The organism is Micromonospora sp. WMMD729 (assembly GCF_049315225.1).
Classification (GTDB): Bacteria; Actinomycetota; Actinomycetes; order Mycobacteriales; family Micromonosporaceae; genus Micromonospora.
Map to the genome: position 1 here is coordinate 2,020,569 of NZ_CP186059.1, position 12,827 is coordinate 2,033,395.

11 protein-coding genes are annotated in these 12,827 nt (G+C 73.2%); 3 read left to right on the forward strand and 8 right to left on the reverse strand.

All coding sequences use genetic code 11. The annotated features are described in order from the left end of the window. Nucleotides 1-20: 20 nt before the first annotated feature. Nucleotides 21-1,145, forward strand: a complete 1,125-nt coding sequence (gene wecB / locus ACN263_RS09255; RefSeq protein WP_422739394.1) for a non-hydrolyzing UDP-N-acetylglucosamine 2-epimerase — start codon at nt 21-23, stop codon at nt 1,143-1,145. A gap of 60 nt (nt 1,146-1,205) precedes the next feature. Here wecB and ACN263_RS09260 read toward each other — a convergent pair whose 3' ends face one another. Genes ACN263_RS09260 through ACN263_RS09275 form a run of 4 tightly spaced genes read right to left on the reverse strand, consistent with a single transcriptional unit; the run spans nt 1,206 to nt 4,856 of the window. After that, nucleotides 1,206-2,408 carry a glycosyltransferase gene (locus ACN263_RS09260; RefSeq protein WP_422739395.1) on the reverse strand — a complete coding sequence of 401 codons (1,203 nt, stop codon included), beginning with the start codon at nt 2,406-2,408 and terminating at the stop codon, nt 1,206-1,208. Beyond that, nucleotides 2,405-3,052 carry a NeuD/PglB/VioB family sugar acetyltransferase gene (locus ACN263_RS09265; protein WP_422739396.1) on the reverse strand — a complete coding sequence of 216 codons (648 nt, stop codon included), beginning with the start codon at nt 3,050-3,052 and terminating at the stop codon, nt 2,405-2,407. The genes ACN263_RS09260 and ACN263_RS09265 overlap by 4 nt, the downstream gene beginning before the upstream one ends. Further along, complete coding sequence (locus ACN263_RS09270) at nt 3,049-3,699, reverse strand: sugar transferase (RefSeq protein WP_422739397.1); 651 nt, start codon at nt 3,697-3,699, stop codon at nt 3,049-3,051. The genes ACN263_RS09265 and ACN263_RS09270 overlap by 4 nt, the downstream gene beginning before the upstream one ends. Beyond that, nucleotides 3,696-4,856: a DegT/DnrJ/EryC1/StrS family aminotransferase gene (locus tag ACN263_RS09275; RefSeq protein WP_422739398.1), complete on the reverse strand. Its 1,161-nt coding sequence runs from the start codon at nt 4,854-4,856 to the stop codon at nt 3,696-3,698. Before ACN263_RS09275 ends, ACN263_RS09270 begins: the two co-directional genes overlap by 4 nt. Before the next feature lie 233 nt (nt 4,857-5,089). Between ACN263_RS09275 and ACN263_RS09280 the strand changes: the two genes are divergently transcribed. Continuing rightward, a complete protein-coding gene (locus ACN263_RS09280; RefSeq protein ID WP_422739399.1) occupies nt 5,090-6,046 on the forward strand; it encodes a DUF389 domain-containing protein in 957 nt (318 codons plus the stop codon). Here ACN263_RS09280 and ACN263_RS09285 read toward each other — a convergent pair. The 3 genes from ACN263_RS09285 to ACN263_RS09295 all read right to left on the reverse strand — a co-directional run bounded on the left by ACN263_RS09285 (nt 5,967) and on the right by ACN263_RS09295 (nt 9,965). Further along, a complete protein-coding gene (locus ACN263_RS09285) occupies nt 5,967-6,443 on the reverse strand; it encodes a hypothetical protein (RefSeq protein ID WP_422739400.1) in 477 nt (158 codons plus the stop codon). The two genes, ACN263_RS09280 and ACN263_RS09285, sit on opposite strands and share 80 nt — an antisense overlap. A gap of 22 nt (nt 6,444-6,465) precedes the next feature. After that, a complete protein-coding gene (locus tag ACN263_RS09290) occupies nt 6,466-7,356 on the reverse strand; it encodes an aminoglycoside phosphotransferase family protein (RefSeq protein WP_422739401.1) in 891 nt (296 codons plus the stop codon). A gap of 149 nt (nt 7,357-7,505) precedes the next feature. Continuing rightward, nucleotides 7,506-9,965 carry a Tex family protein gene (locus ACN263_RS09295; protein ID WP_422740647.1) on the reverse strand — a complete coding sequence of 820 codons (2,460 nt, stop codon included), beginning with the start codon at nt 9,963-9,965 and terminating at the stop codon, nt 7,506-7,508. Between the two features lie 121 nt (nt 9,966-10,086). On the opposite strand from ACN263_RS09295, the gene ACN263_RS09300 reads away from it, so the two are divergent. Further along, complete coding sequence (locus tag ACN263_RS09300) at nt 10,087-11,598, forward strand: deoxyguanosinetriphosphate triphosphohydrolase family protein (protein WP_422739402.1); 1,512 nt, start codon at nt 10,087-10,089, stop codon at nt 11,596-11,598. A 37-nt stretch (nt 11,599-11,635) separates the two neighbouring features. On the opposite strand, the gene ACN263_RS09305 is transcribed toward ACN263_RS09300, so the two are convergent. Continuing rightward, nucleotides 11,636-12,781, reverse strand: a complete 1,146-nt coding sequence (locus ACN263_RS09305; RefSeq protein WP_422739403.1) for an MBL fold metallo-hydrolase — start codon at nt 12,779-12,781, stop codon at nt 11,636-11,638. Nucleotides 12,782-12,827 lie beyond the last annotated feature (46 nt).

The following is a 12,827-nucleotide window of genomic DNA, read 5'->3' on the forward strand; positions in this document are numbered from 1 at the left end:
GACCTGCGGAGGGAGAGCACATGACCCGGGTGATGACCGTCGTCGGCACCCGTCCCGAGATCATCCGACTGTCCCGGGTGCTCAGCCGGCTCGACGACACCGTCGACCACACGCTGGTGCACACCGGGCAGAACTGGGACACCACCCTCTCCGACGTGTTCTTCACCGAGCTGCGCCTGCGGGAGCCCGACCGGTTCCTGCGGGTCGACACCTCGTCGCTGGGTCGGGTGCTCGGCGGGGTCCTGGTGGGCATGGAGGCGGCGATCGCCGAGGTACGTCCGGACGCCCTGCTCGTCCTCGGCGACACCAACAGCTGCATCGCGGCGCTGATGGCCCGCCGGATGCGGGTGCCGGTCTACCACATGGAGGCCGGCAACCGGTGCTTCGACCTGAACGTGCCGGAGGAGACCAACCGGCGCCTGGTCGACCATGTGGCCGATTTCAATCTCGTCTACACCGAGCACGCCCGGCGTAACCTGCTCGCCGAGGGCCTGCACCCGCGCCGGATCCTGCACACCGGCTCGCCGATGCGCGAGGTGCTGGAGCACTACCGGGCGCCGATCGCCGGCTCCACCATCCTGCGCCAGCTCGAACTGGACCAGGGCGGCTACTTCCTGGTCAGCGCGCACCGGGAGGAGAACGTGGACCGGCCCGACCGGCTCCAGCGGCTGCTGGACTGCCTCGTCGCGGTCCGCGACAGGTGGAATCTGCCGGTGCTGGTCTCCACCCATCCGCGCACCCGCAAGCGGCTGGAGGCGCTGGCGCCGGACGCCACCGCGCTGGACGGCATCGCCTTCCACGAACCGTTCGGCCTGCTCGACTACGTGCACCTGCAGACCCGGGCGTACTGCACCCTGTCGGACAGCGGCACGATCAGCGAGGAAGCCGCCATCCTCGGCTTTGCGGCGGTGACCTTGCGCGAGTCGATCGAACGCCCCGAGGCGCTCGACGCGGGCGGCATCATCATGACCGGCCTCGACCCGCAGGGCGTCGTCGAGGCCGTCGAGGTGACGGTGGCGCAGGTCGCCGCGCAGGGGGTGCCCTGCCCGGTCGACTACCAGGTGCCGGACACCTCCCGACGGGTGGTCGACTTCATCCTCTCCACCGTGCGGCGGCACCACGACTGGGCGGGCATCCGCCACTGAGCCGCCCGCGCGGGCGGTCGGTGGTCCGGCGGGACCGGCCACCGGCCGCCCGCGTCGTGCTCACCGACGACGGGTCGCCACGTCCTCCACGATGTCGGCCACCTCGGCCGCCGCCCGCAGATCGTCGAACGACGCCAGTACGTGCTGCCGCGCGAGCCGTCCGCGCAGGGTGAGCGTCCCGGCCCGCCAACCCTTGTACGCCGCCTCGAGCGCGTCCACCAGGGCGGTCGGATCACCGGGCGGCACCACCCAGCCGGAACGGTCGGTGACCGCCTCGGGTAGCCCACCGGCCGCACTGACGATGCTCGGCACTCCCATCGAACCGGCCTCGACCGCCGCGCCCGGACTGTCGCAGAGCGACGGCGACACGCTCACGTCGGCTGCGGCGTAGCAGGGCCGCACGTCCGGAACCGACTCCACCCAGGTCGTTCCGGGATCGTCGGTCACCTCGAAGCGCTCGCCGAGTTGCCGCCGGTAGCTCTCCCCGGCGGCCGTCCAGCCGCCCCCGACGAGCAGCAGATGCGCGTCCGGATGCCGGCGACGGAAGGTACGCCACGCGGCCAGCAGCACCTCGTGCCCCTTCACCCCCCGACCCGAGTGGACCAGGCGTTTGGGTGGGTAGACGTAGGAGACCATCACCGCGAGGAACGCGCCCTGGTCGATGCCCAGCTCGGCGCGGACCTTCGCCCGCTGGTCCGGGCGGGTGGCGTCCGGGCTGAAGGCGTCGGTGTCCACGCCGTACACCGCGACCGGCCGCCGCTGCGGCGGGCAACCCAGCTCCCCGTAGCGGGCGGAGGCGTAGCGGCAGCCGCAGATGACCACGTCGTCGAGTCGCCACATGAACCGCTCCACGGACCGCACCAGGCGGGACTCCAGGTACGCCGGGCCGGCCACCATGTGCACCCGACGCACCGGCATGCCCACAGTGGCCAACCGCACCGCGTACGCCGAGGCGATCAGGTGGTACTGCACGACGTCGGGGCGCAGCCGCCGCAGCAGCCTGCGCAGCCGCACCAGGCAGACCGGCGCGTACGGACCCAGCGTGAAGTCGTACGGGGAGGCGATCACCTCGAAGCCCCGCCGGGCCAACTCGTCGGTGAGCTGCCCGTTGCCGGCCGGCAGCACGACTGTCACCTCGTGGCCCCGATGGCGCAGCTCCTCGACCTGGGGCAGCAGCCACAATCCGCCCGCGTTCGTCTTCACCAGCACCACGACGCGCAGAGGACGCACACCGAGCGGGTGAGCCACGCCCGGAGCGCTCACCGGGCCGGTACTCCCTTGACCACCGTGCCGGCCGGCACGTCCCGGACCACGCACGCTCCCGCGCCGACGATCGCGCCGGCGCCCACCCGCAGCTTCTGCAACACCACCGCCCCGGCGCCGATCAGCACCCCGTCACCCAACCGGCAGTCGCCCGACACCGCGCCCAGCGGGTTGACCGAGACGTGGTCCCCCAGCTCGCAGTCGTGTGCCACGGTGCTGTTCTGGTTGAGGTGCACGTGGCGGCCGAGCGTGACGTTTGTCGTCACCCGGGCGCCGGCGAACGCGATTAGGCCCTCGCCGTTGACGACGTCCGGGCCGAGGGTGGCGTCCGGGTGTACCAGCGTGGCGGCCGGCAGCCCGTACCCGGCCAGCCGGCCGTCCACTTCCCGGCGGGCGTCCGGGTCGCCGATGCCCAGCGCAAGGTACGTGCCGGCGGGTTGGTCGCCGAGACGGTTGCTGACACCCAGGTACGGCACGTCGAGCTGGTGCACCCGCTTCAGGTTGACCTCGCTCGGGCGGTCGTCGACGAAGCCCCGTACGCGCCACACCGGCCCGTCGGCCGCGGCCGCGTTGACGGCCCGGACGATGCCGAGCACCTCCCGGCCGTGCCCGCCGCAGCCGACGATGACGAGGTCCAGGCTCACGGGTGGGCCTCTGCCGTCGCCGGCGCGGCCACAGCCAGCTCGGGTGGGCCGAGATACTCGTGCGCCGTGGCCGCACCCGCCGCGGTGATGCCCTCGCGGCGCAGCACGGTGCGGACCGTCCGCAGCAGGATGCGCAGGTCCAACCCGAGTGAGCGCTGCCGCACGTACCGCACGTCGAGGTCGAAGCGCTCCTCCCAGCTCAGCGCGTTGCGTCCGTACACCTGTTGCAGGCCGGTGATGCCGGGCCGGACGTCGTGGCGGCGGAACTGCTCGGGGGTGTACCGGCCCAGATACACGGGCAGCAGCGGGCGCGGCCCGACCAGGCTCATCTCGCCGCGCAGGACATTCCACAGCTGCGGCAGCTCGTCGAGGCTGGTGGTGCGCAGCCAGCGGCCGAACGGGGTGAGCCGGGCGGCGTCGTTGGCCGGTGCGCCCTCCTCGCCGCCGACGGTCATCGACCGGAACTTGACCAGCTCGAACAGGCGTCCGTGCCGGCCCGGTCGGGCCTGCCGGAACAGCACCGGGCGGCCCATCGTGACCAGGACGGCGAGCGCCACGGCGGCGAGCACCGGCGTGGCCACCAGCAGCGCGACGGCGGCCACGAGCACGTCCAGGATCCGCTTCACGGTGTCGTAGCGGCGGCTCATCGGGGGCCCTCGAGGAACTCCACGATCCCGTCGAGGACCCGTTCGACCTGCTCGTCGGTGAGGGCGGAGCCGCTGGGCAGGGAGAGGCTGCTGGCGAAGAGTTCGTCGGCGACGCCGGTGAGGGCGACCTGCCGGTCGGCGTACACCGGTTGGCGGTGCATCGGTTTCCACATCGGCCGGGTCTCCACGCCGCGGGTGGCGAGGTGCCGGCCGAGGTCTTCGGCGTGCCAGCCGGCGCGCTCGGCCTCGACCACGACGGAGGTCAGCCAGCAGTTCGAGCCGGCGTCGCCGGCCCCGAGGATGCGGGTGCCCGGCACCGCCGAGAAGAGGCGTTCGTACCGGTCGCGCAGCGCGCGCCGGCGGGCGATCATCGTGTCCAGCCGGCCCAGCTGCGCCCGGCCCAGCGCGGCCAGCAGCGTGCTGAGCCGGTAGTTGTAGCCGACGTCGCGGTGCTCGTAGTGCGGCACCGGCTCGCGGGCCTGGGTGGCGAGGTGGCGGGCGCGCGCGACGATTCCGGCGTCGTCGGACACCAGCATGCCGCCGGCCGAGGTGGTCATGATCTTGTTGTGGCTGAACGAGTAGATGCCGACCCGGCCGAACGTGCCGGCGCTCCGCCCCCGGTAGGTGGAGCCGAGCGCCTGCGCGGCGTCCTCCACCACCGCGACGCCGGTGGCCGCGCAGAGCGGCAGCAGCCGGTCGTAGTCGGCGCAGCGCCCGTTGATGTCGACGGCCAGCACGGCGGCGACCCGCCGGCCGGCGTCGGCGAGCCGGCCGAGGAGGTCGGAGAGCAGGTCGACGTCGAGGTTGCCGGTGGCCGCCTCGCAGTCCACGAAGACCGGTTCGGCGCCGGTGTAGATCACCGCGTTGGCGGTGGCGGCGAAGGTGAGCGTGGGTACCACCACCACGCTGCCCGGGCCGGCTCCCACGGCGAGCAACGCCATGTGCAACGCGGCCGTACCGGAGGAGAGGCCCAGGGCGTACCCGACCCCGACCCGTGCCGCGACCTCCCGCTCGAACGCGCCCAACTCCGGCCCCTCGGGGTCGAAACGGCCGCCGCGGATCGCGCGCAGAAGACAGGCCTCTTCCAGCTCACCGATGTCCGGTGGGGACAGGTAAACCGGATCGGTCACTGCCAGGCCGCCGCTGCGCGGCGCCACGGGCGAACGGTGCTGGATCAGGTCCACGGACGATGCCTCCGATCGGACGTGACAAAAGACCAGATTGGTTGTAACAGGGTCTATGAGGGCGTGTGAGTGGTTTCGGCAAATCCGCGTCGATTGGGCCTGTCCGCCCCCGCCGTCCGGGTCGCCGTGCCGCATCGGCCGGCCATGACTCGGCCGACTACAGTGCTGCCGGGCCGACAGCGCGCCACCGACACCTGGGAGAACGAGTGCTGCACCTGAGGGTGATCGCCCCGGCGGACCGATCCTCGGCGGTCGTCGACCTGCTGGCCGGCGAGGCGGGCGTGACGCACCTGGCCGTGCTGCCGGGCGCGGCCCGCCAACCGCAGGGCGACCTGATCCTCTGCGACGTGGTCCGGGAGAGTGCCGACGGCGTGCTGCACGGTCTGCGGCAGCTCGGGGTCGAGACGAGCGGCGGCATCGCGGCCGACGACGTCGAACTGACCATCTCCGCGTCGGCCGACGAGGCCGCGGCGCGGGCGCCCGGCAGTGGCGCCGACGCGATCGTCTGGGACGAGATCGCGGCGAAGACCGGTGAGCAGACCGAGCTGTCCGGCACCTACCTGGTGTTGATCGTCGTGGCCACCATGATCGCCGGTATCGGTGTGTTGCTGGACCAACCGATCCTCATCGTCGGCGCGATGGTGGTCGGTCCGGAGTTCGGCCCGCTCGCCGCGCTCTGCGTGGCGCTGCTGCGTCGTCGCTTCGACGTGATCGGCCGTTCGGTCCTGGCCCTGAGCGTCGGCTTTCTCGCGGCCATGGTGGTCACCGTGCTGAGCACCTGGGCGCTTACCGCCGCCGACCTGGTCAGTCGGGAGATGCTGCTCGCCCCACGCCCGCTCACCGACTTCATCTGGCGGCCGGACGCGTTGTCCTGGGTGGTCGGCCTGCTCGCCGGGGTGGCCGGGATGCTCTCCCTGACGTCGAAGAAGTCGGGCAGCCTGGTCGGGGTGCTGATCTCGGTGACCACCGTGCCGGCCGCGGCGAACGTCGCGGTGGCCGCCGCCTACGGGGTGTGGGACGAGGCCGCCGGCTCCGCTCTCCAACTGGTCATCAACGTGGCCGCGATCGTGCTCGCCGGACTGCTCACTCTCCTGGTGCAGCAGGCGTGGTGGTGGAACCTGGCGCGGCGGACCCGCCGGGCGCGTCGTCCAGCAGCCGGCTGAGCAGCGTCCGCAACGGCATCGACTCGCCGTCGCGGCCGCCCGCCCCGACCACGAGCGGCGCCGGGCTGGGCTGCGGGTCGACGCCGAACAGCCGGGCCCGCAGGCCGCCCGGGACGGTCAGCAGATGGAACCGGCCGGCCACGTCCACCGCCCGGGTGCCGGCCCGGTCGACGTACCAGCCGGTGAGCCGGGTCCGGTAACGCCCGCGTCCGTCGTAACCCCGGGCCACCAGGCGCGTGGTGGGCAGCCCTCGCCGGGTCGCCTCCGCCACGAACCAGGCCACCAGCTCCGCCGCCTCGGCCTGCTCGGCGGCACGCCGCCGCGCGTCGGCGTCCGCGTGCGCCCGCACCGCCTGCCGCTGCCGCTCCCGCCACTGAAGGCCGTCGTCCGCACCCACGAGCCGACGGTACGCGACCGGCTCAGTCGAGGACGGCCCGCAGCGTACGCCGGGCGGTGTCGGCCATCACCGGGTTCGTCTCGACGTAGTACGGCAGCGCGTTGATCGCCTGCACCAGGGCCCAGCCGCGCCCGCGTTCCCAGGTGGAGTCGTCCACCCCCAACGCCTGCCGGTACGTCTGGCGCGAGCCGGCGTCGAAGAGGTGCCACGCCGGTACCAGGTCCACCGCCGGGTCGCCCACGCCCACCGTGCCCAGGTCGATGACGGCGACCAACCGACCGTCGCGGACCAGCAGGTTGCCCGGCATCAGGTCGGCGTGGATCCACACGTCGGCGCGATCGTGCCGGGGCGCCTCCCGGCACCGGTCCCAGACGGTGGCGAGCCGAGCGGTGTCGGTCAGCCCGGCGCTGGCCGCGAGCGCGGCCCGCACACCGGCATCGTGGTCGGCCAGCGGTCCACCCCGGCCGGACCCCGCCCAGGACCGGCCGCCGGCGTCGATGCGGCGCAGAGCCGCCACCACCTCGGCCAGGTCACGGGCGAACACGTCGAGGTCGCCGATCCGGTCCGGCTCGGCCGTCTCCCCGGGAATGAACCGGTACGCCGACCACGGCCCGGCGTACCCCTCACCCGGCTCGCCGAGCCCGAGCGGTTCGGGCACCGCGACCGGCAGGTGCGCGCCGAGCAGCACGGCGTACTCCTGCTCCCGCCGCAGCTCGGCGCGGAGCTCCGGGTCGGCGCAAGGCCGCAGCGGAAACCGCAGGACGATCTCCGTACCGAGCCGGAACAGGGCGTTCACCGTGCCGGTCGAGGACAGCGGTCGCACCGGCAGCTCCCGCCACCGGGGAAACTGCTCGGCCACCAGCGCGGTGACCATGTCCACGCTCACGTCCACCTGATCGGCATGCATCCGCATCGCGAGATCATCACTCCGGTTCCGCCGGCACGCGAACGGATTTCCGTTCGTCTCCCGCCGACGGAGCCTGTAGAGCTGCCCCAGAAATGGGGCAGCTCTACAGCGCCCGCCGAGGGCCTGGTGTGTATGCGATCACGCCGGTAGGCGGATCAGGCCAGGCCGGCGCGGCGCAGGGCTTCCGCCATCGCGTCATTGGCCGGCGCCGGCGCGCCCTGCCGCTGCTGGCCGCCGCGACCGCCCTGCCCACCGCGACCGCCCTGCCCACCGCGACCGCCCTGCCCACCACGACCGCCCTGGCCGCTGCGACCGCCCTGCCCGCCGCTGCCGCCCTGCCCGCCGCTGCCGCGACCGCCCTGCGGTCCGCGCTGCGCCGGGCCGCCGCGTCCCTCCTGGCTGGTCCGACCACCACCGGTGGCGGCGGGGTCGTCGTCCAGGCGCAGGGTCAGGGAGATCCGCTTGCGGGGTACGTCCACGTCGAGCACCCGGACCTTGACCACGTCGCCGGACTTGACCACCTCGCGGGGGTCCTTCACGAAGGTCCGGGACATTGCCGATACGTGCACCAGGCCGTCCTGGTGCACGCCGACGTCGACGAACGCGCCGAACGCGGCCACGTTGGTGACCACGCCCTCCAGCACCATCCCCGGCGTCAGGTCGCTGATCTTCTCCACGCCCTCGACGAAGGTGGCGGTACGGAACTCCGGCCGTGGGTCACGGCCCGGCTTCTCCAACTCGGCCAGGATGTCGGTGACGGTGGGCAGGCCGAACCGGTCGTCGACGAAGTCGGTGGCGCGCAGCCCGCGCAGGATCGCGCTCTTGCCGATCACCGCGCGCAGGTCCTGGCCGGTGCTGGCGAGGATGCGCCGGACCACCGGGTACGCCTCGGGGTGCACGCTTGACGAGTCCAGCGGGTCGTCACCGTCGGGGATGCGCAGGAAGCCGGCGCACTGCTCGAACGCCTTCGGCCCGAGCCGGGCCACCTTCTTCAGCTCGGTCCGTGACCGGAACGGCCCGTTGGCGTCCCGGTGCAGCACGATGTTCTCGGCCAGCCCGGCCCCGATCCCGGAGACCCGGGTCAGCAGCGGCGCGGAGGCGGTGTTGACGTCCACCCCGACCGCGTTCACGCAGTCCTCCACGACGGCGTCCAACGACCGGGAGAGCTTCACCTCGGACAGGTCGTGCTGGTACTGGCCGACCCCGATCGAGCGCGGGTCGATCTTCACCAGTTCGGCGAGGGGGTCCTGGAGACGGCGGGCGATGGAGACCGCGCCGCGCAGCGACACGTCCATTCCGGGCAGCTCCTGGGCCGCGTACGCGGACGCGGAGTAGACCGACGCGCCGGCCTCGGAGACCATCACCTTGGTCAGGTTGAGCTGCGGGTGCCGCTTGATCAGGTCGGCGGCCAGCTTGTCGGTCTCGCGGGAGGCGGTGCCGTTGCCGATCGCGACCAGCTCCACGCCGTGCGCGCCGGCCAGCCGCGCGAGGGTCTCGATCGACGCGTCCCACTGCCGACGGGGCTCGTGCGGGTAGATGGTGTCGGTGGCGACCACCTTGCCGGTGGCGTCGACCACGGCCACCTTGACCCCGGTCCGCAGGCCCGGGTCCAGGCCCATCGTGGGCCGGGTACCGGCCGGCGCGGCGAGCAGCAGGTCCCGCAGGTTGGTGGCGAAGACCCGGACGGCCTCCTCTTCGGCCGCCTGCCACAGCCGCATCCGCAGGTCCGCGCCGAGGTGGATGAGGACCCGGGTACGCCACGCCCAGCGGACCGTGTCGGCCAGCCAGCGGTCGGCCGGACGGCCGGCGTCGGACACCCCGAACCGGCCGGCGATCATCGCCTCGTACCGGCTGGGGCCGGTCGGTACGGCGTCGGCCTCGCCCGCCTCGTCCGGCTCCATGGTGAGGTCGAGCACGCCCTCCTTCTCGCCCCGGAACATGGCCAGGATCCGGTGCGAGGGCAGCTTCGGGTACGGCTCGGAGAAGTCGAAGTAGTCGGCGAACTTCGCGCCGGCGGTTTCCTGCCCCTCGCGTACCCGGGACACCAGCCGGCCCCGCGACCACATCTGCTCGCGCAGCGTGCCGATCAGGTCGGCGTCCTCGGCGAAGGTCTCGATGAGGATGGCCCGCGCGCCCTCCAGCGCGGCGGCGGCGTCCGCGACGCCCTTCTCCGCGTCGACGTACCCGGCGGCCGTGGCCCGCGGGTCCTGGCTCGGGTCGGCCAGCAGCGTCTCGGCCAGCGGCGCGAGACCGGCCTCGCGGGCGATCTGCGCCCGGGTCCGCCGCTTCGGCTTGTACGGCAGGTAGATGTCCTCCAGCCGCGACTTCGAGTCGGCGGCCATGATCTGCGCTTCCAGGGCCTCGTCCAGCTTGCCCTGGCCGCGGATCGACTCCAGCACGGCGGCCCGCCGCTCGTCCAGCTCCCGCAGGTAACGCAGGCGCTCCTCCAGGGTGCGCAGCTGGGTGTCGTCGAGCAGGCCGGTGGCCTCCTTGCGGTAGCGGGCGATGAACGGCACGGTGGCGCCGCCGTCGAGCAGCTCCACGGCCGCCCGCACCTGACGCTCGGCCACGCCGAGTTCGTCGGCGATCCGCTGATGAACAGACTGGGTCACGATCTCGATCCGCCTTCGGAAGTGGGGTACCGCTGCATTGTGCCGGGCGTCCCCGGCCACTGTCGCCGCACCCGGCCGGGCGACCCGGCGACGGCCCTACCGGGCCTGCGCTAGCGTGGCGATCATGGAATCACCTGCGGAGCCGCGCGCCCGGCGGCTCTTCGGCGGCAGCGCCCGGGCCCTCGGCGACCTCGCGGCCAACCCGTTCCGCGCCGACCGGGACCGGATCGTCGGCTCGCCGTTCTTCGCCCGGCTCGGTGGGGTCACCCAGGTGATCAGCCCGGTCGGCTCCGGTCTGCTGGTGCACAACCGGCTCACCCACAGCCTCAAGGTCGCCCAGGTGGCCCGTGCCGTCGCCGAGCGGCTGACGGCCGACGACCGGTGGCGTGACCTGCTGGACAAGCTCGGTGGTTGCGACCCGGACGTGGTGGAGGCCGCCGCTCTCGCGCACGACCTCGGTCACCCGCCGTTCGGCCACCTGGGGGAGCGGGTACTCGACCGGCTGGCCCGCCAGCGTCTCGGCCTCGCCGACGGGTTCGAGGGCAACGCGCAGTCGTACCGGATCGTCACCAGCACCGAGATCCGGGGCGCGGCCACCACCGGGTTGGACCTGACCGCCGCGGTCCGCGCGGCGCTGCTGAAGTACCCGTGGACCCGGCTGGACTACCCCGACCCCCACCCGCGCCTGCTGGACCCGCCGCCGCGGGGCGCCACCCCGCCACCCGACGACCCGGAGAGCGGGTCGTTGAAGTTCGGGGCGTACCGGACCGAGTTGGACGACCTGCGGCAGGCCCGGGAGCCGTTCGTCGGCCGCATCGCGGACTGGCAGCAGACCGTCGAGGCGTCCGTCATGGACACCGCCGACGACATCGCGTACGCCATCCACGACGTGGAGGACTTCTACCGGGTCGGGGTGCTCCAGCAGGGCGCGGTGTCCGCCGAGTTGATCGCCTGGCAGCGCGAGAGCGGACACTTCCGGGCGATCACGGACGCGGCGCTGGCCACCTCGGCCCGGCGGCCCGGCGCCGCCATCGAGCGGCTGCGTCGGCAACTGCACCGCAAGGACGCCTGGGTGGCCGACGACGACGCGTTCGCCGCCGCCGTCGAGCACGTCCGCGAGGAGTTGGTGGACGGGCTGCTGGCGATGCCGTTCGACGGCTCGATCGAGGCGGAGCAGTACGTGGCGCGGTTCTCCGCCCGCTGGTCCACCCGCTTCGTCGAGGCGATCACCGTGACCGATCAGCCGTCGGTGCGCTCCGGTCATGTGCTGCTCGGCTGCGCCCAGTGGCACGAGGTGCAGGTGCTCAAGTTCGTCCACCACCGGTTCGTGCTGGCCCGCCCCGACCTGGCCCTGCACCAGCGTGGTCAGGCCCGGCTGCTGGGCACCCTGGTCGAGGCGCTGTGGGAGTGGCTGCTCGACCCGGAGGAGGAGTCCCGGCTGCCCCGCCGGCTGCACGACCTGGTCGAGCTGGCCGAGGCGGAGCTGCATCCGCGTACGCCGCACCGGATCGGCCGGGCCCGGGGACGCGCCATCGTGGATTTCGTCGCGCAGCTCACCGACGGCCAGGCCGTCGCCATGCTGGACGCGCTCTCCGGGCGCTCCGGCGCGCTCTGGACCGACGCCTTCGTGCTCTGACGGGCTGCCTCAGGCGATGCTCGCCTTTGCCTGAGGGTCACGCGACGGACTGCCACCAGCCGTCTACGGCCGGCGGGTCGTCGACCACCACCCGTTCGCCCGGGCGGGGCACGGCGAGTCGCACGTCGCGGGCCTTCGCCTCGGCCCACAGCCGGTTCACCGGCTCCGACCAGTCGTGCAGGGCCAGGTTGAACGTCGCCCAGTGCACCGGGATGAACAGCCCGCCGCGTAGGTCGAGGTGGGCGTCGACCGCCTCCTCGGGGAACATGTGAATGGTCGGCCAGGCCCGGTCGTACGCGCCGATCTGCATCAGCGTCACGTCGAACGGCCCGTGTTCGGCGCCGATCGCCGCGTACCCGGAGAAGTAGCCGGAGTCACCGGTGTAGAAGACCTTGCGCCGTGCCCCGGCCACCACCCAGGAACTCCAGAGCGTGCCGTCGCGGCGCAGCCCGCGACCGGAGAAGTGCTGGGCGGCGGTGGCGGTGATCTCCAACCCGTCGACCCGGTGCGACTCGGACCAGTCCAGCTCGATGATCCGCTCGGCGGGCACCCCCCACCGATCCAGGTGGGCCCCCACGCCGAGCGGCACCACGAACGGCGCCGACTGCCCGGCGACCAGCGCCCGCACGGTCGGCATGTCCAGGTGGTCGTAGTGGTCGTGGGAGATCAGGATGGCGTCGAGCGGCGGTAGCTCGTCCAGGCCCACCGGCGGCTCGTGCAGCCGACGCGGGCCGACCGCGCCGGACGGCGAGCAGCGGTCACTCCACACCGGGTCGAGCAGGACCCGCCGGCCCTCGATCTCGATCAGCGCCGAGGCATGGCCGTACCAGACGATGTTCAGTTCGTCGGCGGTGTCGGCGGCCGGCGAGGTGCCGGGCCGTAACAGCGGCACGGGCGCGCTGGGGCGGCGCTTCTGCTTGCCGAAGATCAGTTCCCGGACCAGGTTGCGACCCGGTTCGGCGGCGACCATGGTGCGGACGTCGGCCTGGTTGTGGAACGTGCCGTCGCGGAACTGCGGCGAACGGGCCGCCCGCTCGGCCCGGGCCCCGGCGAGCCGGCCGCCCAGCGCCGCGGGCACGTCCCGTGCCATCCAGGCCAGGCCGGCCAGCGCGGCCAGTCCCGCGGTCGCCCGCATCCGTCGCCCGAGCGACCCCTGCCCGTCCGTACGTCCCGCTGGCGTCATCGCCGTCCTTCCGCCGTGTCCCGCACTACACGGTAGTTCCCCCTGA

What these genes read in the sequence shown, in the direction of transcription:
- wecB (WP_422739394.1), top strand. Translation starts at nt 21, where the DNA reads ATGACCCGGGTGATGACCGTCGTCGGCACCCGTCCCGAGATCATCCGA.
- ACN263_RS09270 (WP_422739397.1), bottom strand. Translation starts at nt 3,699, where the DNA reads ATGAGCCGCCGCTACGACACCGTGAAGCGGATCCTGGACGTGCTCGTG.
- ACN263_RS09290 (WP_422739401.1), bottom strand. Translation starts at nt 7,356, where the DNA reads ATGCGGATGCATGCCGATCAGGTGGACGTGAGCGTGGACATGGTCACC.
- ACN263_RS09300 (WP_422739402.1), top strand. Translation starts at nt 10,087, where the DNA reads ATGGAATCACCTGCGGAGCCGCGCGCCCGGCGGCTCTTCGGCGGCAGC.
- ACN263_RS09305 (WP_422739403.1), bottom strand. Translation starts at nt 12,781, where the DNA reads ATGACGCCAGCGGGACGTACGGACGGGCAGGGGTCGCTCGGGCGACGG.